This window comes from Pseudomonas sp. N-137 (assembly GCF_034555295.1).
In the GTDB taxonomy this organism is placed as follows: Bacteria; Pseudomonadota; Gammaproteobacteria; order Pseudomonadales; family Pseudomonadaceae; genus Aquipseudomonas; species Aquipseudomonas rhizophila.
Window position 1 is genome coordinate 114829 of record NZ_JAXUDQ010000018.1, and the last position, 23374, is coordinate 138202.

The 23374-nt window shown below is 60.1% G+C and carries 21 protein-coding genes; 7 read left to right on the plus strand and 14 right to left on the minus strand.

What is annotated here, in order from left to right; all coding sequences use genetic code 11:
• Nucleotides 1-939 (plus strand): MlaD family protein, encoded by a 939-nt coding sequence (locus T3A99_RS15450; RefSeq protein WP_047229799.1) that lies wholly within the window; start codon nucleotides 1-3, stop codon nucleotides 937-939.
• Nucleotides 936-1571: an ABC-type transport auxiliary lipoprotein family protein gene (locus T3A99_RS15455; protein ID WP_076383144.1), complete on the plus strand. Its 636-nt coding sequence runs from the start codon at nucleotides 936-938 to the stop codon at nucleotides 1569-1571. Before T3A99_RS15450 ends, T3A99_RS15455 begins: the two co-directional genes overlap by 4 nt.
• Nucleotides 1572-1614: 43 nt before the next feature.
• On the opposite strand, the gene T3A99_RS15460 is transcribed toward T3A99_RS15455, so the two are convergent.
• From T3A99_RS15460 to T3A99_RS15480, 5 genes are all read right to left on the minus strand, one after another.
• The gene (locus T3A99_RS15460; RefSeq protein ID WP_047229797.1) at nucleotides 1615-2844 is read right to left on the minus strand and encodes a nucleoside recognition domain-containing protein; all 1230 of its coding nucleotides are present in this window, start codon (nucleotides 2842-2844) and stop codon (nucleotides 1615-1617) included.
• Between the two features lie 226 nt (nucleotides 2845-3070).
• Nucleotides 3071-4402 (minus strand): glutamate/aspartate:proton symporter GltP, encoded by a 1332-nt coding sequence (gene gltP / locus T3A99_RS15465; protein ID WP_047229796.1) that lies wholly within the window; start codon nucleotides 4400-4402, stop codon nucleotides 3071-3073.
• A 704-nt stretch (nucleotides 4403-5106) separates the two neighbouring features.
• A complete protein-coding gene (locus T3A99_RS15470) occupies nucleotides 5107-5571 on the minus strand; it encodes an inhibitor of vertebrate lysozyme family protein (RefSeq protein ID WP_274090622.1) in 465 nt (154 codons plus the stop codon).
• A 2-nt stretch (nucleotides 5572-5573) separates the two neighbouring features.
• Entirely contained in the window at nucleotides 5574-5738 is a 165-nt protein-coding gene (locus T3A99_RS15475; RefSeq protein ID WP_003177151.1) for a DUF1328 domain-containing protein, read from the minus strand.
• A gap of 80 nt (nucleotides 5739-5818) precedes the next feature.
• Nucleotides 5819-6100 (minus strand): hypothetical protein, encoded by a 282-nt coding sequence (locus T3A99_RS15480; RefSeq protein ID WP_047229794.1) that lies wholly within the window; start codon nucleotides 6098-6100, stop codon nucleotides 5819-5821.
• Nucleotides 6101-6538: 438 nt separating this feature from the next.
• On the opposite strand from T3A99_RS15480, the gene algB reads away from it, so the two are divergent.
• Entirely contained in the window at nucleotides 6539-7885 is a 1347-nt protein-coding gene (gene algB / locus T3A99_RS15485) for a sigma-54-dependent response regulator transcription factor AlgB (protein WP_047229793.1), read from the plus strand.
• A gap of 10 nt (nucleotides 7886-7895) precedes the next feature.
• On the plus strand, nucleotides 7896-9686 hold the full coding sequence (locus T3A99_RS15490; RefSeq protein WP_322834536.1) for an ATP-binding protein: 1791 nt from the start codon (nucleotides 7896-7898) through the stop codon (nucleotides 9684-9686).
• 6 nt (nucleotides 9687-9692) lie between these two features.
• On the opposite strand, the gene T3A99_RS15495 is transcribed toward T3A99_RS15490, so the two are convergent.
• The 7 genes from T3A99_RS15495 to T3A99_RS15525 form a co-directional block, all read right to left on the minus strand.
• Nucleotides 9693-11306: an EAL domain-containing protein gene (locus T3A99_RS15495; protein ID WP_076386507.1), complete on the minus strand. Its 1614-nt coding sequence runs from the start codon at nucleotides 11304-11306 to the stop codon at nucleotides 9693-9695.
• 75 nt (nucleotides 11307-11381) lie between these two features.
• Nucleotides 11382-12161, minus strand: a complete 780-nt coding sequence (locus tag T3A99_RS15500; protein WP_047229791.1) for an N-acetylmuramoyl-L-alanine amidase — start codon at nucleotides 12159-12161, stop codon at nucleotides 11382-11384.
• 99 nt (nucleotides 12162-12260) lie between these two features.
• Nucleotides 12261-14333, minus strand: a complete 2073-nt coding sequence (locus T3A99_RS15505; protein WP_322834537.1) for a diguanylate cyclase — start codon at nucleotides 14331-14333, stop codon at nucleotides 12261-12263.
• Nucleotides 14330-15208 carry an endonuclease/exonuclease/phosphatase family protein gene (locus T3A99_RS15510; protein ID WP_047229789.1) on the minus strand — a complete coding sequence of 293 codons (879 nt, stop codon included), beginning with the start codon at nucleotides 15206-15208 and terminating at the stop codon, nucleotides 14330-14332. The genes T3A99_RS15505 and T3A99_RS15510 overlap by 4 nt, the downstream gene beginning before the upstream one ends.
• Nucleotides 15209-15222: 14 nt before the next feature.
• Complete coding sequence (locus T3A99_RS15515) at nucleotides 15223-15867, minus strand: thiol:disulfide interchange protein DsbA/DsbL (protein ID WP_322834538.1); 645 nt, start codon at nucleotides 15865-15867, stop codon at nucleotides 15223-15225.
• 198 nt (nucleotides 15868-16065) lie between these two features.
• Nucleotides 16066-16674, minus strand: a complete 609-nt coding sequence (locus tag T3A99_RS15520) for a c-type cytochrome (protein WP_160891461.1) — start codon at nucleotides 16672-16674, stop codon at nucleotides 16066-16068.
• Between the two features lie 46 nt (nucleotides 16675-16720).
• A complete protein-coding gene (locus T3A99_RS15525) occupies nucleotides 16721-17011 on the minus strand; it encodes a c-type cytochrome (protein ID WP_003196231.1) in 291 nt (96 codons plus the stop codon).
• 191 nt (nucleotides 17012-17202) lie between these two features.
• Here T3A99_RS15525 and yihA point away from each other — a divergent pair, with 191 nt between their 5' ends.
• Nucleotides 17203-17844, plus strand: coding sequence for a ribosome biogenesis GTP-binding protein YihA/YsxC (yihA, locus tag T3A99_RS15530; protein WP_047229786.1), 642 nt, complete (start codon nucleotides 17203-17205; stop codon nucleotides 17842-17844).
• A gap of 319 nt (nucleotides 17845-18163) precedes the next feature.
• Here the strand turns inward: yihA and polA are convergent, their stop codons facing one another.
• On the minus strand, nucleotides 18164-20932 hold the full coding sequence (gene polA, locus T3A99_RS15535) for a DNA polymerase I (protein WP_322834539.1): 2769 nt from the start codon (nucleotides 20930-20932) through the stop codon (nucleotides 18164-18166).
• A 74-nt stretch (nucleotides 20933-21006) separates the two neighbouring features.
• Between polA and T3A99_RS15540 the strand changes: the two genes are divergently transcribed.
• Together T3A99_RS15540 and T3A99_RS15545 are read left to right on the plus strand one after the other, a co-directional pair.
• On the plus strand, nucleotides 21007-21294 hold the full coding sequence (locus T3A99_RS15540; RefSeq protein WP_047229784.1) for a DUF2782 domain-containing protein: 288 nt from the start codon (nucleotides 21007-21009) through the stop codon (nucleotides 21292-21294).
• 60 nt (nucleotides 21295-21354) lie between these two features.
• Complete coding sequence (locus T3A99_RS15545; protein ID WP_288915657.1) at nucleotides 21355-22305, plus strand: homoserine kinase; 951 nt, start codon at nucleotides 21355-21357, stop codon at nucleotides 22303-22305.
• 127 nt (nucleotides 22306-22432) lie between these two features.
• Here the strand turns inward: T3A99_RS15545 and znuA are convergent, their stop codons facing one another.
• The gene (gene znuA, locus T3A99_RS15550) at nucleotides 22433-23362 is read right to left on the minus strand and encodes a zinc ABC transporter substrate-binding protein ZnuA (RefSeq protein WP_107323309.1); all 930 of its coding nucleotides are present in this window, start codon (nucleotides 23360-23362) and stop codon (nucleotides 22433-22435) included.
• Nucleotides 23363-23374: the final 12 nt, after the last annotated feature.

Genomic DNA, 23374 nt, shown 5'->3' on the forward strand with positions numbered 1-23374 from the left:
ATGGAAACCCGAGCCCATCATGTATTGATCGGCCTGTTCACCGTGATCGTGGTGGTCGGCGCCCTGCTGTTTGGGTTGTGGCTGGCCAAGTCCAGCGTGGACAGCGAATTCAAGGATTACGAAGTGGTGTTCAACGAAGCGGTCAGCGGCTTGTCCAGAGGCAGCTCGGTGGAGTACAGCGGCATCAAGGTCGGAGACGTGGTCAATCTGCGCCTGGACCCGAATGACCCGCGCCGGGTACTGGCGCGGGTACGCTTGAGTGCTGAAACACCGGTCAAGCAGGACACCCAGGCCAAACTGGCACTGACCGGCATCACCGGCACCTCGATTATCCAACTCAGTGGCGGCACCCCCAATAGCCCGCCACTGACCGGGCACGATGGCGAGCCGCCAGTGATCATCGCAGCGCCCTCGCCCATCGCCCGCCTGCTGAACAACAGCGATGACCTGATGACCAGCATCAACCTGCTGCTGCATAACGCCAACGCGGTGTTTTCCTCGGACAATGTCCAGCGGTTGGGCAAGACCCTTGAACACTTGGAGCAAACCACCGGGGTCATCGCCGATCAACGCGGCGATATTCGCCAGGCCATGCAGCAACTGGCTTCTGTCGGCAAACAGGCCAGCGCCACCCTGGAGCAGACTACGGCATTGATGCGCAGCGCCAACGGTCTGCTCAACGATCAGGGCAAAGAGGTCATGAGCAGCGCAGACCAGGCCATGCAATCGCTGGCCCGCAGCACCGCAACCCTCGACAAACTGCTCAACGACAATCGCGACGCGCTGAACAATGGCATGCAGGGGCTCAATGCCCTGTCGCCGGCGGTGCGGGAGCTGCGCGACACCCTGAGCGCGCTGCGGGGTATTTCCCGGCGCCTGGATGCCAACCCCAGCGGCTATCTGCTGGGCAATGACAAGAACAAGGAATTCACGCCATGAAGCCGTTTGCTCGGTTCGTCCGCCCTATCCTCTTGCTGGCAGGATGTGTCCTGGTTGGCGGTTGCTCGATTCTGCCCCAGGCCGAGCCCGCGGACGTCTATCGCTTACCCGCGACTCAGGCGCCCGCAGCCCCAGGCACGCCCGTGAAGTGGTCGTTGCGCCTGGCCAGCCCGCAGGCCAGCGAAGTGCTCAACAGCCCTAAAATCGCGGTCATTCCCCACGGCAATCTGTTGAGCAGCTACGCAGCCTCACGCTGGAGCGACCCGGCACCGGTGTTGCTGCGCAATCGCTTGCTCGATGGGTTCGCACAGGATGGACGTGTCGGGCTATTGAGTGTCGCCGACAGCAACTTGCAAACGGATTTGGAGTTGGGTGGCCAATTGCAGGCCTTCCAAACCGAATATCAAGGCGCGGGGGCCAGCGTGGTGATTCGCCTGGACGCATTGCTGGTGCGAGGATTTGACCAACGCATCCTTGCCAGTCATCGTTTTGAAGTCCGCCAGCCCTTGAGCGACGTGCAAGTGCCGGCAGTGGTGCAAGGTTTCGGCCAGGCCAGCGATCGACTGACCGCCGAGGTTGTGAACTGGACGGTAGAACAAGGCCAGCGCTTGGCGATACCCGCACGCCCCTAAAGGCCCGTGACTGCAATCCGGGCCTGTGGCAAGGGGATATGGTTCAGCCAAAGAACCAGTAGCAAACCCCGATCGCCGCCACGACGCCGCTGAACTCGGCCAGCAGCGCGCAGCCCACCGCATGCCGCGCCCGCTGGATACCGACGGCGCCGAAGTACACCGCCAGCACATAGAAGGTGGTTTCGGTGCTGCCCTGAATGGTCGCGGCCACCAGCGCGGGGAAGCTGTCCACGCCGGAAGTCTTCATGGTTTCGATCAGCATCGCCCGGGCGGCGCTGCCGGAGAATGGCTTGACCATGGCAGTCGGCAAGGCGTCGACGAAACGGGTGTCCCAGCCGGCCCACTGCACCAGGTGCCGGATGCCGTCCAGGCCGAAGTCCAGCGCACCCGAGGCCCGCAGCACGCCGACGGCGCATAACATGGCCACCAGGTATGGCAGCAACGTCTTGGCGACGTCAAAGCCCTCTTTGGCACCTTCAATGAAGGCTTCATAAACCTTGACCTTGCGCAGCGCGCCCACCACCAGAAACATCATGATCAAGCCGAACAGCGTCAGGTTGCCGAGAATCGAAGACAGCCCGGCCAGCGCCGTGGCTGAGAGCGTCGCCAGCAGCGCCATGAAACCGCCCAGTACCAACGCACCCGGAATCAGATAAGCCAGCACTACCGGGTCCCACAGGCGCAGGCGCTGCATGAACGCCACTGACAGCAGCCCCGCCAGGGTTGAGGCGCTGGTGGCGAGCAGGATCGGCAGGAATACCAGGGTCGGGTCCGGCGCCCCTTGCTGGGCGCGATACATGAAAATGGTCACCGGCAACAGCGTCAGCGATGAGGCGTTGAGCACCAGGAACAGGATTTGTGCATTGCTGGCGATGGTCGGGCTGGGGTTCAAGTCCTGCAGGGCTCGCATGGCCTTCAGGCCGATCGGGGTCGCCGCGTTATCCAGCCCCAGGCCGTTTGCCGCAAAGTTGAGGGTAATCAGGCCAATCGCCGGATGGCCCGCCGGCACCTCCGGCATCAGCCGCAAAAACAATGGCCCGAGCGCCTTGGCCAGCCAGTCGACAATACCGGCCTTTTCGGCGATCCGCAGAAACCCCAGCCACAGGGTCAAGGTGCCGAACAGCAGGACCATCACCTCCACCGACAGCTTGGCCATGGCGAAAATGCTTTCCACCATGGCGGCGAAGATCCCGGCGTTACCGCCGATCAGCCACTGCGCCAGCGCCGATACGGCTGCCACGATAAAGAAGCCAAGCCACAGGCCATTGAGCATCGGTTAAGTCCCCCGGAAGATGCCGCGAATGATAGCGGGGCTGGCAGAAACGACAAACCCCGGATTTCTCCGGGGTTTGTTTGGCGTTGCGCAGGGGCTACAAAAATCCTATGGCAGATCCTGTGGGAGCCGAGCTTGCTCGCGATGGGGCCGGATCAGTCAGCATTGATGTTGGCTGACACACCGCAATCGCGAGCAAGCTCGGCTCCCACAGGGATCATGCGCCTCAACGGCTGGCAGTTTCTCCCGCCGGCATCGGCTCTTTGCTGCGCCAGTGGGGCAGGGAATTCCAGTAGCGCTGGCCCTTGGCATCGTCGTACATGCCTTCCCAGCGGGAAATGACCAGCACGGCCAGGGCATTGCCGATCACGTTCAGCGCGGTGCGGGCCATGTCCATGATGCGGTCGACACCGGCAATGAACGCCAGACCTTCCAGCGGAATACCGACACTGCCGAGGGTCGCCAACAGCACCACGAAAGAGACACCCGGTACGCCGGCGATGCCTTTGGAGGTCACCATCAAGGTCAGCACCAACAGCAATTGCTGGCTGATGGACAGATCGATGCCGTACAACTGAGCGATGAAAATCGCCGCGATGCTCTGGTAAAGGGTCGAACCGTCGAGGTTGAACGAATAACCGGTCGGCACCACGAAGCTGCAAATCGCCTTGGGTGCACCGTAGGCTTCCATCTTCTCGATCACGCGTGGCAACACGGTTTCGGAGCTGGCGGTGGAGTAGGCCAGCACCAGCTCATCCTTGAAGATGCGCATCAGTTTGACCACGGAGAAGCCGAACAGACGTGCAATCAACCCCAGCACCACGAAGGCGAAGAACGCGATGGCGACGTAAACCAGGATCACCAGCTTCGCCAATGGCAACAGCGAAGCGAAGCCGAAGTTGGCAACCGTCACCGCGATCAGGGCGAACACGCCGATCGGGGCGTATTGCATGATCATGTGGGTGACCTTGAACATGCTTTCCGAGACGCCCTGGAACATTTTCACCAGGGGGTCGCGCAGGTCCGATTGCAGGCTGGACAGACCCAGGCCAAACAATACGGAGAAGAAAATGATCGGCAGCATCTCGCCACGCGCCACCGCCGCGAAGATGTTCGACGGGATCAGATTGAGAATGGTCTGGATGAACGCATGTTCATGCTGAACCTCGGCGGCCGTGGCCTGGTACTTGGAAATATCCACCGTACCCAAGGTGCTCATGTCGATGCCGCTGCCCGGCTGGAAGAAATTGGCCAACAGCAAACCGACGACGATGGCGACAGTGGTGACGATTTCGAAGTAGAGGATGGTCTTGAGGCCGATACGCCCGAGTTTCTTGGCGTCACCGACCCCGGCAATACCGACGATCAGCGAAGAAATCACGATCGGGATCACGATCATCTTGATCAGACGGATAAAGATATCGCCTGCCGGTTGCAGCACGTTGCTGATCCACCAGGCCTTCTCGGTACTGAAATGGTTGAGCAGCGCGCCAATTGCAATCCCGAGCACCAGACCGATGAGGATCTGCCAGGCGAGGCTTAGTCTTGCCTTCTTCATATCTTTACCCTTACTTCAGTTGGACTCGGGCAACTGCCACAAACCGAACCACCCGATGGCGATACGAATGCGTGCCGCTGCCCCCATATAAGGTCACCCCGAGTACGCGCCAAAGGCGCACTGGCAGGCGAAAAAAGGCGCAACTATTGCGATGCAAAGGAGGGGCGTCTAATGCCGTAAACGCCTACCCTATGCCGAATCGGCATGATGTCTTTGAAATAAAACGTGCGTACCCATCGGTTCGAATACGCCATTTCGGCAGGCAAAAATGCCGTGAACCGGCCATTTTCCGCGCAACGGGGTTTTTGTCCGGCCTCGTAAAAAGCGCTCAAAGGACGGAAGAATGAAGCACACTTGAAAGAGCGGACCGGGCGGATAAATCTCCGATATACGGTCGGATGCGGGGGAGTGGAGCAGCGTGGAAAAACGATGGTGGTACGCAGGGGTGGCGCAGACGCCAGGATAGCCAACCGCTCTGGCATGAACTTTACAACGCACGAAGCTCCACGCAAGTTCGCCAGTCGTCATGACTGTGCGAACCTGCGTGGAAGCTTTTTCCTGACCCGGCCCTTTCGCAGGCACCCCTTGTGCCCGTAGGTCACTGCGCCCTTAGACGGGCAGAGCGTCCCGGCCCCCTGGTCATGCATCGGCCCTCTTCGGACTGTGCAGAGGAGAAAAACAACGTGCTTTTCTCGCTTTCAGAATCAGTACCAGTTCGGATCTTTCTTGAGTTGCTCCATTAACAGTTCTTGCATACCTTCATCAGGATTGCCGAGGAACCGGTAATCAGCATGACGTGTCGGCGACTTGTCGGCCGGAAGTCCGGCAGGGACTTCAACCAGCAATGCATAAGCCTCGTCCCTGTCGAAACTGAAAGCGACGAACAAGCGCTTGCTGCGGCATGTCGCCTGGGTTTCGCACAACGGACCGACCAAGTATTTGTCGCCATCTTCCTCGACAGCATTCATCTGCTGCGAATCGCCTGACAGGTTCATCACCCATTCCGGCAGGCGTTCTTCCTTTTTAACCACTTGCTGCCAAGTCTCGACATATTGCGGGTCGGCCTTGAGCAACTGATTGACCCGCATCTGTCCGTCGTTGGCAGCCATGGCCATGGTGCCGCCGCCCAGCAGCAGGGCAGCGACCAATCCTTTGAGTGCGACGCTCATGGTCAGCCTCGGCCACGGCGGCCAAAGAAGAAGGAAGCGATGAACATCACCAGGAACACGACAAAGAGAATCTTGGCGATGCCCGTGGCGGTGCCTGCGATACCACCGAAGCCCAGTACTGCGGCGATGATGGCAATGATCAGGAAAGTAATTGCCCAGCTCAACATGGTGATTCTCCTTACGCTTTTCTATTTAGTTAGGGTCTTGCAGTGATGGTTCCGGCGCAGTGGACGACCGGTTCATCGAGTTAAAACACCCAGCGCTCCTGGTGGGGCATGCCGTTCACAGACTGATCGACTTCCATCATTCGCATCGAGGCGGAAATATCCGAGAGGCTGCTGACAGCGCTGAAATGAGTTTGCGGGGCGCGCTGAATTGACAACAGAGGCGCTTCAGGCTGTTGGCTCTGATGCCAAAGCATCAACTGCTGGCCAGCCACAAGCGTGATCAGCAGGGCCACTGCTGCCCACAAACCCTGCTGAACATGCAGGGCAGAGATTCGAAACTGAGCGGCACGTTGACGATTCATCCTGAAATTCCTCCCCACCCCGAGTGGTGACCTGGTTGAGGCGCCTTGACGCCACGTTGAGCTAACCATTGCACTCGGCATGCCAGAATTTTTGGCGATATAAATATCTTTAAAATCAATTAGTTATGGATGACTTGCGAGCCAGCCGGAGCGCATCCTGCACGATGGCCACGACAAAGGTCGTGCGTAATGCACGAACGGCGGAGATAGACGCGATAGAATCTTTTTGAATTGCCCGTCGGAAATAGATGTCGGAATGGGCAAGCCATACCGTACGAGGCGGCCGCGGGCGCAAAAAAGGGACCTAAATCAACCTTTTAGGAGTCAGACACTCGCAAGTACGCTGTCGGTGGGTAATATCCCCTCAGAAACGACCATGCAACTTGCCCGATTTTTCTGACACTAACCAACATCATTCATTAAAGGAGCGTAGGAAAAATGGAATCCGCCACTGAGCATCAAGGCCGCATTCTGCTGGTAGACGACGAGTCCGCCATCCTGCGTACATTCCGTTATTGCCTGGAAGACGAAGGCTACAGCGTCGCCACCGCCAACAGCGCCGCCCAGGCGGACACCCTGCTGCAGCGGCAGGTGTTTGACCTGTGCTTTCTGGACTTGCGCCTGGGAGAAGACAACGGCCTTGATGTCCTGGCGCAAATGCGCATCCAGGCACCCTGGATGCGGGTGGTGATTGTCACCGCCCACTCGGCGGTCGACACCGCCGTTGATGCGATCCAGGCGGGCGCCGCCGATTATCTGGTCAAGCCTTGCAGCCCCGATCAACTGCGCCTGGCGACCGCCAAACAGTTAGAGGTGCGCCAGTTATCGGCGCGACTGGAAGCCCTGGAAGGGGAAGTGCGCAAACCCAATGACGGCCTCGACTCCCACAGCCCGGCGATGAAAGTCGTGCTCGAAACCGCTCGCCAGGTCGCCAGCACTGACGCCAACATTCTGATCCTCGGCGAGTCCGGCACCGGTAAGGGCGAACTGGCCCGAGCCATCCATGGCTGGAGCAAACGCGCGAAGAAGTCCTGCGTCACGATCAACTGCCCGTCGTTGACCGCTGAGTTGATGGAAAGCGAACTGTTCGGCCACAGCCGCGGTGCATTTACCGGCGCCAGTGAAAGCACGCTGGGACGGGTCAACCAGGCCGACGGCGGTACGCTTTTTCTCGACGAAATCGGCGATTTTCCCCTGACATTGCAGCCCAAGTTGCTGCGTTTCATTCAGGACAAGGAATACGAACGGGTCGGCGATCCGGTGACCCGTCGTGCCGATGTGCGGATCCTCGCGGCGACTAACCTCAACCTTGAAGACATGGTGCGCGACGGGCGCTTTCGCGAAGACCTGCTGTACCGCCTGAATGTGATTACCCTGCATCTGCCACCACTGCGCGAGCGGGCCGAAGACATTCTGACGTTGGCCGACCGCTTCCTGGCGCGCTTCGTCAAGGAATACGCCCGCCCGGCGCGCGGCTTCAGCGACGAGGCTCGTGAAGCGCTGCTAGGCTATCGCTGGCCTGGCAACATCCGGGAGCTGCGCAACGTGGTCGAGCGCGCCAGCATCATCTGCGCGCAGGAAAAAGTCGAAATCAGCCACTTGGGCATGGCCGAGCAACCCGTCAACAATGCACCGCGAATCGGGGCTGCGCTAAGCCTCGACGAACTGGAAAAGGCGCATATTGGCGCAGTGCTGGCCACGGCCGACACGCTAGATCAGGCCGCCAAGACCCTGGGAATCGATGCCTCCACGCTGTATCGCAAACGCAAGCAGTACAACCTGTGAGCGTCATCTTATGAAACTGGCGATGAAGCTGCGCACACGGCTGTTTCTGAGTATCTCGGCGCTGATTACCGTGGCATTGCTGGGGCTGTTGCTTGGCCTGGTCAGCGTGGTGCAGATGGCCAATACCCAAGAACAATCGGTGCGCGACAACTTCATCCTGCTCGACCTGGGCCTCAAGCTGCGTCAGACCCTGGGCGACCAGTTGATGATCATGCTCGATGAGAAGCCCGACCTGGTGGCACTGGAAGCATCCAAACGGCAATACTTCGAGTTGCTCGACGAGGGCATCGCCCACGAACAGGTGCTGGACGTTTCAGCCGACAGCTTCAGCAAGGCCAAAGCCGATTACATCAGTTTTCTGGAGGCTTTTTCAGCCTCTCGCCAGCTACCGGCCCAACTGTCCGGAATCCAGAACCTCACCGAAAAATTCAACGTGCTGCGCACGGGCTTGATCGACGCGTATCGGCAGGCGCTGAACAACATCAGCGACACCCAGAACAAAGCTCGCGAGCGCGCGTTGCTGATTTCCGGATTACTGGGGCTGGTAGGGTTGGCAGTGCTGATCATCGGCTTCATCACAGCCCACGGTATCGCCCGACGTTTCGGGGCGCCGATCGAGGCGCTGGCGGCGGCGGCGGACAATATCGGCCAGGGCAACTTCGAGGTGACGCTGCCGATCTCCTCGGCCTCGGAACTGAACTTGCTGACCCGTCGTTTCGGCATCATGGCCCAGGCTCTGCGCGAGCATCAGGCCACCAACGTCGATGAGCTGCTCGCCGGCCAGCAACGCTTGCAAGCGGTACTCGACAGCATCGACGACGGCTTGCTGATGATCGATCGCCAGGGTCGCCTGGAGCACCTCAACCCGGTGGCCCAGCGTCAATTGGGCTGGGACGAGGAGCGCCTGGGCCAGGGATTGGGCGAGGCGCTGGAACGCAAGGATTTGGATGAGGAACTGCAACTGGTGCTGCGCGGGGGAACGCTGGAGCGGGCGCCGGACGACTTGAGCATCGAAGTGGATGGCGAGTCGCGGTTGCTGACGTATAGCCTCACCCCCGTAAGCCATACCCAGGGGCACATCCTCGGGGCGGTGATGGTGTTGCACGATGTCACCGAACAACGCGCTTTCGAACGGGTGCGCAGTGAGTTCGTGTTGCGCGCGTCCCATGAGCTGCGTACCCCAGTGACCGGCATGCATATGGCGTTCGGCCTGTTGCAAGAGCGCGTGCATTTTCCTGAAGAATCGCGCGAAGCCGATCTGCTCAACACCGTCAACGAAGAAATGCAGCGCCTGATGCAGCTCATCAATGACCTGCTGAACTTCTCCCGCTACCAGAACGGCCTGCAAAAGCTGACGCTGGCACCTTGTTCCATCGAAGAACTGCTGGAGTCGGCCCGGCTGCGGTTTGCCGCACAGGCCCAGGCCAAGGGCATCCAATTGCTCGTGGCGATCCAGGGACCCTTACCACGCCTGCATGCCGACGCTGCGCAACTGGACCGGGTGCTGGATAACCTGATCGACAATGCCATGCGTCACACGGGCGACCACGGTCAGATCCGCCTGCAGGCCCGTCGCCACGGCGAACGGGTGATCATCAGCGTCGAGGACAATGGTGAGGGCATTCCCTACGGCCAGCAGGGACGGATCTTCGAACCTTTCGTCCAGGTCGGTCGCAAGAAGGGCGGCGCAGGGCTGGGGCTGGCGCTGTGCAAGGAAATCGTCCAGCTCCACGGTGGGCGCATGGGCGTTTATTCACGGCCGGGGCAGGGCACCCAGTTCTATATGGCGCTGGCGGTCTGAGTCGGTTCAGGCCTCATCGTCCAGGCGTCGCCCCAACAGGCGCCGGCCGCGGGTAATCAGCTCGATCAACTGCACGGCACTGAGCGCATGGGCAAACAGCCAACCCTGCCCGAAAGTCACGCCTTCGCTGCTCAGGTAAGACGCCTGGGCTTCATGCTCGATGCCCTCGGCAATCACCTTGAGCTCTAACGCGTGGGCCATGCGGATAATATGCGGGGCCACACCGCTGCTGGCGGCATCGTGCCCCAAGGCGTCAATGAAGGCTTTGTCGATTTTCAAGCAGTCCACCGGCAAGGTTTGCAGATAGGCGAGGCTGCAATAGCCCGTGCCGAAATCATCGATCAACACCTGATGCCCGACATCGCGCAGCGATTGCAGATTATCCCGGGCGACCAGGACATCGACCAATCCGCGTTCGGTCACTTCAAAGGCTATCTGGTGCGCCGACACCCGATGCAACGCCAGCAGGCGGGCGATCACTTCGCCGATACGTGGCACCATGACGTCGCACGCTGCCAGGTTCACCGAGATGTACAGCTGCGGATTGGCCCGCAGCAGCTGACCCAACTGGTCGAACAGGCGTTGCAGCACGAAGTCTGTGATCTGACGGATCTGCCCGGTGTTCTCTGCCATCGGAATGAACAGATCCGGGCTGGTGAGGGTGCCGTCCGGGCGCCGCCAGCGCAACAGGGCTTCAGCACCGACGCAATTGCGACTGCGCAGGTCGAAGATCGGCTGGTACAGCACCTGCAATTCCCCGCGCCGGATGGCCCCGTGCAGTTCGGCGTCCATCGATTGGCGCTGACGCGCCAGCAGGAATACCTGGAAACCAATCCCCAGGCCCAGCATCAGGCTGATGGGCAGCAACCACCAGGCGTTGGAGGGAATATTGAAACCATTGCGTTGAGCAATCAGCACCAGTTGATATTCCGGGCTGTCGGTCTGCATCCGATAGATCAGGCGGTTCTGCGTCACTTGCAATGCATTGCGGCTTTTCGAGGGCCAAGGCTCCGTGGGCGGCCAGTACTGATCGGTGCCCAGCACCGGTATCGCCCGCTCGCCATGATCGAGCACCACAAGCAGGCTACTGCCGGGGGGCAGGTCGACCACGTCGGTCAGATGCCCGCGGGAAGTCGCAACACGAAAATTGCCACGCCCCAGCATCAATGCAGCACGGTTTTCATCTGGCTCGGTGGTGGTATTGAGCCAGTAGCTGTAGGTCGGCCCCCGGATGTCAGGCGGTCGGATCACCGATAACCCGCTGCGGCGTGGACGATTGGAACAAACCCCGCTGCTATCGATATACGCCGCTTCGTAGACGAAACGATAATTGAAGCTGACCTGCTGCAACGTCGCGATCATGTCGTCGTCGCATCTGCGCAACGGCTGGTTTTGCAGATCGTCGAGGCTTTCGCGCAACTGTCCGAAAAGCTGCTCAAGTCGCTGCAGAAAGCGCTCGCCCTGAGCATTCATCTGGTCGCTTTCGCGCTGCTGGATTTGCTGCATCACCACGAACAGACTGGCGCCCAGCAATAGCACGGTACTCAGGACAGCCGCCATCATCGCCAAGAGAAACGGGCGATGGAGCCAGCTTTGCAGGGTTTCGCGGGCAGGCGTCATCATTGGTAATCCGAAAGTTACCAATGAGTTATAGCTTCTGATTTGGATTTAGCCCTGACCGTCGGACGGGCGTCATTATTTTGTCTGGTTGAGCACCTGCAGGATAGCCGCACTTTGCGCATCCGGCATGCCGTCGAACCGGGTCGGCCGGAAGCGCATCTGGAAGGCAGCGAGCACATGATGAGTGGCCACATCCCATTCGCCGGTGCGGGGCGTCGGGTAACCGAAACGGGCCAACTCGGCCTGGAACCAACTGGCGTTCGGTACCTGCGCCGCGAAAACCGCCTGCTGGCGGATTACGGCCTGCTCGTCTGGCCAAATCCCCACCCCAGCTTGCGCCAGGCGCTTCCAGGGAAACAGCGGCCCAGGGTCAAGCTTGCGCATCGGGGCAATATCGCTATGCCCAATGATGTTGCGCGGGTTGATCCCATTACGCTGGGAGATGTCCTTGAGCAAGGCGATCAAGGCCTGGACCTGAGCTTCGCTGTAGGGATACCAGAGGCGCCCGGTGGGCGTATCGACGAAACCGGGATTGACGATCTCAATGCCGATGGAGCTGGAATTGAGCCAGGTCCGGCCATCCCATTCACTGTCTCCGGCGTGCCAGGCGCGCCGGCCTTCATCTACCAGCTTGTAGACGGTCGCGCTTTTATCATCGCCGATCAGGTAATGCGCACTGACTTCGCCGTGGGTGAGCAGAGCCAGGGACCGCTCCAGGGAAGCGGAAGTGTAATGCAGCACCACGAACTGGATACGGTTGTCATGATTGACTGAAGGGTGGCTGGTATCGAGCCTGGGGCCGCTGGCGCAACCGGCCAGAACCAGTAAGAAGGCAATGAGCGAAAAAAATTTCATGGCAGGTGCATTACGCGCTGAGGTAATGCAACAGTGTAACGTATCGCGTTGCGATGATCTGGCTCGTATAGCGGGATTCACAAAATGGAACAATTGCCTTCAGCCCCATTCCACTCGGTTGCGCCCGGCATTTTTGGCTCTATATAGCGCCTGATCGGCTCTTTTAAGCACCGAATCGCTGTGCTCCCCGCTTTTGAACGCGGTCATGCCCACGGACACCGTGATCGTGACCGGCTCACCCTTGAAGTGAAACGGGCAGGCCTCGATGGCTGCGCGCAGGGACTCGGCCAGTCTTGCCCCGGCCGCCAGCGGTGTGTCGGGCACCAGCAGGACAAATTCCTCACCACCAAAGCGGGCGATGAAATCGCTGCCACGCAGACGTCTGCGCAGCACCGAAGCGATGATCTTCAGCACCCGATCACCTGCCAGGTGGCCGTAGTTATCGTTGATGCGCTTGAAGTGATCCAGATCGAGCATGGCCAGCAGCAGACTGTTGCCGTGCCGCTGCCATTGGGCAACTTCCTGTTCGAGACGCTCAGACCAGGCGGCGCGGTTAGGCAGCCCAGTGAGCGGATCAATAAGCGCTTTTTGCCGCTGCTCTTCAAGATTATCCCGGACAACCTGGGCATCCTGCTCCATCAGCGCGACGCGCTCGGCCAGGCTTTTGAGGCGAGCCGACACTTCCTGCTCGCGCTGATCGCGCTGCTTCTGGTGCTGGTCCATCGTGCCAAGCAGGCCTTCGAGGTGGTTCTCCAGCACTTGCTTGAGACCTTCCAGGTCATCAGCTTCCTGCACGCTGCTTTGCAAGCCATCCACCTGCTCGCGAATCTGCGTGTCCATTTCCCGGGAGGCCGACTGGTTATCGGCATGGTCTTCACTGGCTGCCCGTAAACTGCTCTGGAAGGACTCAAGCCGATCATTGAGGCGCTGCAGGTACGCTTCGAATTCATGTTGGCCGGTGTCGGTAATTGCCAGCATAAGCACGGCAAGATCGTCGAGAATTGGCAGTAATTCATACCAGTTCAAGCCATTTTGCAGCCGTTCGCGCATGGCCTCGGCCTGGGGACGATGACGCTCGGGCAGGGTTAGATCGCCCAGCAGGCCCAACAGGGTGTCTTCTATATGCCTGGCCACCGAACTGTAGGACGGCTCCGGTGAGTCGGGCAGTTCATAATGGTCGTCCTCCGGCTCAGACGCTGCCGGCTCGACCGCGGCCGAGGGTTCGACGGGCTCTTCCGGGAGGGGCAGCGACTCGTCCAGCGCTTGCGGCGGCTCCTCGGGCATCAGCTCATCAGGGTTCCCAAGGGCGGCTACCGGCACCGCCTGTTCCGTGGGAATCGGCGCCGGCTCGGTTGCCTCCTCCTGCTCGGTAGCTTCATCTCGTTCCAGAGTCGGCTCGGCAGCTTCGGATACCGGCGACGGAGAGCGTTCTGGATCGGGATCGACCATTGGCGGAATGAACGCGACCGGTTCAGGCGCTTCATCGACCGTTGCCGCGGGTCCGGCTAACACTGCCGGGGCTGGAACTGGAGTTATGACAGGCGCAGCGTCAGTCGCTAACTGTGCCGGTGCCGGCGGTGTCGTTTCCAAAACCGGTACCGCGCTGCGCTGGGCAGGTTCGTGCGGCGGAGGCGCCGCTTCTTCCTGGCCGTGGCCACCAAACAACCGTTGCAGCAGGCCGGGACGATTCGGTTCAGTGGGCGCTTCCAGCACACTCAGCGCCTGGCCCTGCAAGCTGCTCAGTTCACTGAGCAGCAAAGGAATCTCCCGAGCCTGGTCCACCCGGTCTTCCAACTGCTTGGAAAACTTTTTCAAGGGCCGGCTGACTTCCTTTGGCAGCGGCAAGGTTTGCAACTGAGCGACCAGGGAAGTCAATGCGGCGCTCACCTGTTCGACCCGAGTCTCGCGACGCTGCTCGGAATCAAGCACAGCTTTTTCCAGGCGGGGCAAAAGAGCGGCGAGGGCGGCATCCATGTCATCGCTGCGCACCACTTCGCGCATTTCTTTCATGCACTGATCGACCGCCCGGTCAGTGCCTTCGGCGGCCAGCGTACTGCGCACCAGGCCGCGACGCAGCAAGTCGAGCCGAGCCGCCCAGCGGCGCTCGAGCTTTTCTTGCTGTTCGATGCTCTTGAAGTACTTCTCTCTCCAGCGTTCGGCTTCGTCGCTCATTCATGGGATCCGCGAGGGGCAGGACTCAGTGCGGGGAATGCATCCGCCGTGAGCGAACCCGGCAGACGAATTTCGACCGCGACAGGCAGGTGGTCGGAAATGGGGTGAGCCAGCACCTCGAACCGTTCGAGGGTCAAGGTGGGGCTCAGCAGAATATGGTCCAGACAGCGCTGGGGGCGCCAGCTGGGGAATGTGGCTTCGAGTTGTGGGGCGAGCAGCCCAAGATCACGTAACGGCGAATTTTGCAGCAAGTCGTTGGCATGGGTATTCATGTCGCCCATCAATACCTGGTGCTTGTAGTCACCAATCAGCTCGCGGATGTAGGCCAGTTGCATCGTTCGGGTACGAGCCCCGAGGGCCAGGTGCATCATGACCACGATCAACGCCTCCGGACCTTCGCCAAAGCGCGCCAGGATCGCTCCGCGTCCCTTGGGACCGGGTAACGGGTGGTCTTCTATCGCCCACGGCCGCAGGCGGCTCAACACACCATTGCTGTGCTGGCCCAGGCGTCCGAGGTTGCGATTGAGTTGTTGGTACCAGTAGGGGAAAGCACCCAGTTGAGCCAGATGCTCCACCTGATTGACGTAGCCCGATCTCAGGCTCCCACCGTCGGCCTCTTGCAAGGCCACCAGGTCGAAATCTTTCAGTAGGTCGCCGATCTTCTGCAGGTTGACGGCGCGTCCGGTGTGCGGCAGCAGATGTTGCCAGCCACGGGTCAGGTAATGCCGGTAACGCTCTGTGCTGATGCCCACCTGAATATTGAAACTGAGCAGCCGCAGGCAGTTGTCGGCAGGCAGGCCCGTGGAGGCGATATGATGCTCATTGACCCGCGGTTCATGCAGGCCAACGACGCGTTCGGTGCTCCAGCGGGCCATGGTCAGCGCCGCGCTTAGTTGGCGGCGGCCTTGGTTGCCGCTCGCTCTTTGGCAATCAGCTGGTCGGCCAGCTCCAACGCCTGGTTAGCACCACCGGCCGAACCGATATCAAAGCGGTATTTGCCGTTGACGACCATGGTGGGTACGCCAGTGATCTCGTATTTCTTGGCAAGTTCTTTGGCTTTGTTGATCTGGCCCTTGATGGCGAAGGAATCGAAGGTGGCGAGGAACTTGTCCTTGTCGACGCCTTGAGTCGCAAGGAAGTCAGCCATGTCTTCTTTCTTGACCAGTTTTTTGCCTTCCTTCTGGATCGCGTTGAAAACCGCCGCGTGAACCTTTTGCTCGACGCCCATGGCTTCGAGGGTCAGGAACATCTGGCCGTGGGCGTCCCATGGGCCGCCGAACATGGCCGGAATGCGTACGAAGTTAACGTCCGAAGGCAGTTTCTCGACCCATGGGTTGATGACCGGCTCGAACGCGTAGCAATGCGGGCAGCCGTACCAGAACAGTTCCACCACTTCGATCTTGCCAGGCACGGCCACCGGAACGGGATTGCTCAATTCGACGTAAGGGGCTTTCGATTCCTCGGCGTTGGCTTGGGCGGCCATGCCGAACAGGCTGACAGCGGCGAGCGCGGCGCTGATGATCAGATTACGCATGCTTTACTCCTGGACAATGAGGTGACCTCGCGAGGCGTGTTTTTCAGACAGGCCGTGACGGGTTCAAGTTCGCTAGTGTAACGGTAGCGGCCACAAAAAAGGGCGGCCAAAGCCACCCTTTTGATGTTCGCATCGACAGATTAATCGAGCGTTAACGTTGCAAGAGATGTAAACCCTCACAACGCCCGGCCAACGGTCTTAGTGCAGGCCCTGAATGTAACTGGCCACCGCCGCGATCTCTTCGTCGCTCAGCTTGCGGGCAATGGTGCGCATCATCGCCTCGCCATCATTGTTACGACCGTCTGCTTCCTTGCGGAAGTCAGTCAACTGCTTGGCAACGTACTGAGCGTGCTGGCCCCCAAGGTGCGGGAAGCCGGCCGCTGCGTTACCTTTGCCGTCAGGCGAGTGGCAACCGGTGCAAGCTGGAAGCCCCTTTTCCAGGTTGCCTCCGCGAAACAGCGCTTCACCACGTGCGACCAGTTTTGGATCGGCGGCGCCAACGCTGCCCTTCTGGCTGGCGAAATAAGCCGCCATGTCCGCCAGGTCCTGATCGTTCAGGTTGGTCAGCAGGCCGGTCATTTCCAGCACGACACGCTTGCCGTCCTTGATGTCCTTCAACTGCTTGGTCAGGTAACGCTCGCCCTGGCCCGCCAGTTTCGGAAAGTTTGGTGCCATGCTGTTGCCATCCGGACCATGGCAGGCCCCACATACGGCGGCTTTCGCCTGGCCGGCGGCGGCATCGCCAGCGGCATGGGCTACGCCGGATATCCCCAATGTCAACAGCAGACTCACGATCAGTTTGTTCATCAGCTAATCCAACTACGGCTAAGGGTTAAAGAGTTATGGACCGGGTTTACTCGCTCATCCACTGGATGATGGCTCGGTAATCCTCGGCACTGCAGTCCATGCACAAACCACGCGGCGGCATCGCCTTGAAACCCTGGGTCACGTGTTGCACCAGCGTCTCCATACCTTTCGCCAACCTCGGCGTCCAAGCTTCCTGATCACCCTTGCGGGGTGCCATGGGGAGTTGGCCGGAATGACAGGCACCACAAACACGGTTGTACACAGCTTCCGGATCCTGTGTAGCCTGAGCGCTGTAAAGCGGCATCAAGACACCGGCAGCTAGCAGCCATTTCGTCATAAAACGACCTTTTCAGGGTTGAGAGCGAGCTGCGTTCTAGTGCGCAATTTCAGTCGGTCGCTCCCGTGAGCTTCATCCTACGCTGGGACAAAGCGCACACAAAATCTGCGGCATTATATACTGGCGTCACTGAAACGGAAACGACACAGCTTGCCGCGTCCATTCCCGACGCCGCCCACATCGGAAATCCCATGCAACTGAAGAACCCCATCCTTGGCCTGTGCCAACAGTCCACCTTCATGCTCAGCGCCGCCAAAGTCGATCAATGCCCCGACGACGAAGGCTTTGAAGTGGCTTTCGCCGGGCGTTCCAATGCCGGTAAATCCAGCGCGCTGAACACCCTGACCCATGCAAGCCTGGCACGCACCTCGAAAACTCCGGGCCGCACGCAGCTCTTGAACTTCTTCAAGCTAGACGATGAACGCCGTTTGGTCGACCTGCCCGGCTACGGCTACGCGAAAGTACCGATTCCGCTCAAGCAGCATTGGCAGCGCCATTTGGAAGCCTATCTGGGCAGCCGCGAGAGCCTCAAGGGGCTGATTTTGATGATGGACATCCGTCATCCAATGACCGACTTCGATCTGCTGATGCTCGACTGGGCTGTCGCCAGCGGCATGCCGATGCACATCCTGCTGACCAAGGCAGACAAGCTCACCTACGGCGCAGCCAAGAACACCCTGCTCAAAGTGCAGTCGGAAATCCGCAAGGGGTGGGGCGAGACGATCACCATCCAGTTGTTCTCGGCGCCCAAGCGCATGGGCCTGGAAGAGGCCTACACTGTATTGGCCGACTGGATGGAATTGGCAGACAAGGGCAGCGAAGAGGCGGAATAAGCCAAATCGCGGGCAAAAAAAACCCCGGACTTCGTATGGGGAGGGGGAAGTTCGGGGTCCAAGTTCCGGACCGCTAGGGCGGGGTCCAGATATCTGCCAACACTTAACACAACATAGGAGCATTGAAGGGCTTCACCAGCCTTTCAGAAACTCTGAGTAGCAATTCACGGTTTTAGTTCAGATTATTTTTGGAAATAACCTTAGGAATTTTCCGAACTAATGAGGCCAGGATTCGATTTGGCGAGGGGATTTCCCTCGCCACAGGGCCTACCATATCCCCCCGACCCACACAGGTCCCCGCAATTTCAGCAGTTGAGACTCAGTGAGCCTCATCCCAGTTATTGCCCACGCCCACTTCCACCAGAAGCGGCACATCCAGCGTGGCGGCGGCGCTCATGTGCTGGCGTATTTCCTCGCGCACCTGGTCGACCAGATCCTCGCGCACCTCCAGCACCAATTCGTCGTGGACCTGCAGGATGACCTTGGCATCCAGCCCCGACGCAGTCAGCCAGCGATCCACCGCCACCATGGCTTTCTTGATGATATCTGCCGCTGTGCCCTGCATCGGAGCGTTGATGGCCGTGCGTTCTGCGCCTTTGCGCAAAGCCGGATTTTTCGCGTTGATATCCGGCAGGTACAACCGACGACCGAAAATGGTCTCGACGTAACCTTGCTCGGCTGCCTGGGCACGGGTGCGCTCCATGTAGGCCAGTACGCCTGGGTAGCGGGCAAAGTAGCGGTCGATGTAAGCCTGGGACTGCTTGCGATCCACACCGATCTGCTTGGCCAGACCGAAAGCACTCATGCCGTAGATCAGGCCGAAGTTGATCGCCTTGGCGCTGCGGCGCTGGTCATGAGTGACGGCGTCCAGCTCTACGCCGAAAACCTCGGCGGCGGTGGCCCGGTGCACATCCAGATTATTGCGGAAGGCGTGGAGCAGGCCTTCATCCTTGGCCAGGTGCGCCATGATCCGCAGTTCGATCTGCGAGTAGTCCGCCGCCAGCAGCTTGTAGCCTTTCGGCGCAACGAATGCCTGACGAATCCTGCGGCCTTCGGCGGTGCGAATCGGAATGTTCTGCAGGTTGGGGTCGATCGAGGACAGTCGCCCGGTAGCGGCGACCGCTTGCTGATAATTGGTATGGACGCGGCCCGTGCGGCTGTTGATCTGCTCTGGCAGGCGGTCGGTGTAGGTGCTCTTGAGCTTGCTCAGCGAGCGGTACTGCATCAATACCTTGGGCAGCGGATAATCCTGCTCGGCCAGCTCGGCCAACACCGCTTCGGCGGTAGACGCCTGGCCCTTGGCGGTTTTGCTGAGCACCGGTAAGCCAAGTTTTTCGTAGAGGATCACCCCCAGTTGCTTGGGTGAACCCAGGTTGAATTCCTCCCCGGCGATGGCAAATGCCTCGCGCTCCAGGGCCACGAGCTTCTCGCCCAACTCAACGCTCTGCACCCCCAGCAGGTTGGCATCGACCAGCGCACCCTGGCGCTCAATGCGTGCCAGGACCGGCATCAACGGCATTTCGATTTCGTTGAGCACCTTGCCCAGACTTGGCGTGGCAGCCAGTTTTTCCTGCAAGGCCTGGTGCAGGCGGAAAGTCACGTCCGCGTCTTCGGCGGCGTAAGGGCCGGCCAGTTCCAGGGCAATCTGGTCAAAGGTCAGCTGTTTGACGCCTTTGCCGGCGATGTCCTGGATATCGGTCTTGCTTTGTCCCAGGTACTTGAGCGCCAGGCTGTCCATGTCGTGACGGGTTGCTGTGGAGTCCAGTACGTAGGACTCAAGCATGGTGTCGAAGGCAATGCCTTGCACAAGAATGCCGTTGTTTTGATCACCACCGATGGCGCAGTTGGCCAGGATGTTGGTTTCGAATTTGGCATGCTGGCCGACCTTGAGCTTGTTCGGGTTCTCCAGCAATGGCTTGAGCGCCTTGAGCACCGTGTCGCGATCCAGTTGCTCCGGCACGCCCATGTAGGAATGGGTCAAGGGAACGTAGGCCGCCTCAAAGGACGCGACGGCAAACGACAACCCTACGAGTTGCGCATGCTGGGCGTCGTTACCATTGGTTTCGGTGACGAAAGCAAACAGCGGCGCCTGTTCAAGCTTGGCGAGCCAGGCGTCGAAACGTGCCTGGTCGAGAATGATCTCGTACTTGGCCTCAGCGGCGCCGGGTTGTTCGTCGGCAGCTTCGACGATCTCCTGACCGGCACGCTTGGCATCGCGCTGGTTTTCTTCGAACCAGCTCTTGAACTCCAGCAGGGTATACAGCTCGGCGAGTTTCTCGTGATCCGGCTGGCCCATTTGCAGGTCGTCGAGACCGACATCCAACGGCACGTCGGTCTTGATGGTCGCCAGCTCGTAGGAGAGGAGGGCCATTTCCTTGTGTTCTTCGAGTTTGGCGGCCAGGGTCTTGGCGCCACGAATCGGCAAGGTGGCGACGATCTCCAGTTGCGCATACAGCTCGGTCAGGCCGCCATTGACGCCCACCAGCAGGCCCGAGGCGGTCTTCGGACCGATGCCCGGAACACCGGGAATGTTGTCGGAAGAATCGCCCATCAATGCCAGATAATCGATGATCTGCTCCGGAGCGACGCCAAACTTCTCCTTCACGCCAGCCACGTCCAGGGCGCTACCGGTCATGGTGTTGACCAAGGTAATGTGCCCGTCAACCAGTTGCGCCATGTCTTTGTCGCCGGTGGAGATCACCACCGGACGGTCGGCTGCGGCGCTGCTGCGGGCCAGGGTGCCGATCACGTCATCGGCTTCGACGTTGTCCACGCACAGCAGCGGGAAGCCCAGGGCCTTGACGCTGGCATGCAGCGGCTCAATCTGCACGCGCATGTCGTCGGGCATGCTGGGGCGGTTGGCCTTGTATTCGGCGTACAGCTCATCGCGAAAGGTCCCACCCTTAGCATCGAACACCACGGCGAACGGGCTGTCCGGATACTGTTTGCGCAGGCTCTTGAGCATGTTCAGCACGCCCTTGACCGCGCCTGTCGGCAGGCCTTTGGAGGTGGTCAGCGGTGGTAGCGCGTGAAAGGCGCGATAAAGATAAGAAGAACCGTCCACCAGGACGAGGGGGGCTTGGCTCATGAGCAGGATCAACCTTTTCGGCGGGTCCGGGGCTAGAATAGCGGGACCGTTGACGACAAAGGGACAAGGTTATCATGCGTACACTAAATCGCCTGTTACTGGCTGGCTTGTTTGCAATCACCCCGCTGGCCGTCATGGCGGCGGACGACGCCCCCTCGGCGGACCCGGATGTCACCATCCGCACCGAAGGCGATAGGACCATTCAGGAGTACCGGCAAAACGGCTTTCTGTACGCGATCAAGGTCACGCCCAAGAACGGCAAGCCTTATTTCCTGGTCCGTGCCGATGGCAGCGACGGGAATTTCATCCGCTCGGATCAGCCGGATATGCTGATTCCATCGTGGAAAATCTTTGAGTGGTAATACCGCTCTCGACTTCAACCGGCGCTCGCTGATGGGCGCCCGTACTGGCAGTTTTTAACCATGTCTGTGTTCACTCCCCTGGCTCGGCCCGAGCTGGAAACCTTTCTCGCCCCTTATGGGCTCGGCCGCCTGCTTGATTTCCAGGGGATCGCCGCCGGCAGCGAAAACACCAATTTTTTTATCAGCCTGGAGCAGGGTGAATTTGTCCTGACCCTGGTGGAACGCGGCCCGGTGCAGGAAATGCCGTTCTTCATCGAGCTGTTGGATGTGCTGCATGACGCCGACCTGCCGGTGCCTTACGCCTTGCGTACCACCGACGGCATTGCGCTGCGAGAACTGGCTGGCAAGCCGGCGCTGCTGCAACCGCGCCTGGCCGGCAAGCACATCAAGCAGGCCAACGCACAGCATTGCGCCCAGGTGGGGGAGTTGCTGGCCCATCTGCACCTGGCGACCAAGGAAAACATGATCAAGCGCAAGACCGATCGCGGCCTGGACTGGATGCAGGAGGAGGGCGCGAAGCTGTTGTCGCACCTGGATACCGAACCCCGCCGGTTGCTGGAGGCTGCGCTGGATGAAATCGCCCAACAGAAGGTAAAAATTCTGGCGCTGCCCCGGGCCAACATCCACGCGGACCTGTTCCGCGACAATGCGATGTTCGAGGGCACACACCTGACCGGGCTGATCGACTTCTATAACGCCTGCTCCGGGCCCATGCTGTATGACGTTGCCATCGCCCTGAACGACTGGTGTTCGGATGACAACGGTGTGCTCGATGGCCCACGGACGCGGGCCTTGTTGGGGGCTTATGCGGCGCTGCGCCCATTCACCGCTGCCGAGGCCGAGTCATGGCCGACGATGCTGCGCGTGGCATGCGTGCGCTTCTGGCTGTCGCGGTTGATCGCCGCCGAGTCTTTTGCCGGGCAGGATGTACTGATCCACGATCCGATGGAGTTTCAGCAACGCCTGGCGCAGCGGCAGACGGTCAGTGCGATGTTGCCGTTCGCCCTCTGACGCAACTGAATGCCTCTGTGGCGAGGGAGCTTGCTCCCGCTGGGGTGCGCTGCAGCCCTAAGATTTTGCGGTCGCTGCGCAACCGAGCGGGAGCAAGCTCCCTCGCCACAGGGTTTGCGCTCGGCAGTTATAGCGACTCCAGACACCCCGCCAGATCATTCCCCAACTTCTCCAGCAACTGCTCATACCCTTGCGCCGTCGCAGGGGTATAGCCGCCCAGCGCATCCAGCTCCGCCAATTTCACCGGTAACCCGGCCACCAGGGTTTCGGCCAGGCGCGGGCGCAGGGGCGGTTCGCTGAAGACGCACGTCTTGCCCACGGCCTGCAAGCGATTGCGCATCGCCGCCACGTGTTGGGCGCCGGGCTGGACTTCGGTGGCCACGGCAAAAACTCCGGCGTGCTTGAGGCCGTAGTGGTCTTCGAAATAGTCGAACGCTTCGTGGAACACGAAATACGGCTTGCCCGCGACGCCGGCCAGACGGGTCTTCAAACGCGCATCCAGCGCATCGAGACGCTGGTTGAAACCCTTGAGGTTGCTTTGATAGCGGCTGGCATTGGCCGGATCGGCCGCGCTCAGGTCGGCAGCCATCTTGGCGGCAATCACCCGGGCATTGGTTGGCGAGAGCCACAGATGGGCATCGATGGTACCGGGGCGATGGTCGTGATCATGCTCATCGGCGTCATGCTCATCTTCGGCGTGGGAATGACTGTCCTGGGCGAAGTGACGCAACTTGAGCCCCGGCACATCCTGCACCGCGACGGACGGCAACGTACGACCGTTCAGCACGCGCGGCAGGAAACTTTCCATGTCGGGGCCAATCCAGTAGAGCAAATCCACCGACTGCACCTTCCGTACGTCGGAAGGCCGCAGGGCGTAATGGTGAGGTGAAGCGCCGGGCGGCAGCAGGACCTCAGGAACCGCCACGCCGTCCTGCACCGCGGCGGCAATCAGTTGCAATGGCTTGATGCTGGTAAGCACTTTGACTTCGGCCTGGGCCGGGCCGATCAGCAGAAAACTGGCGACAAAAGCGACAAAGATCGAAAAATTTCGGGACACGATGACCACTCG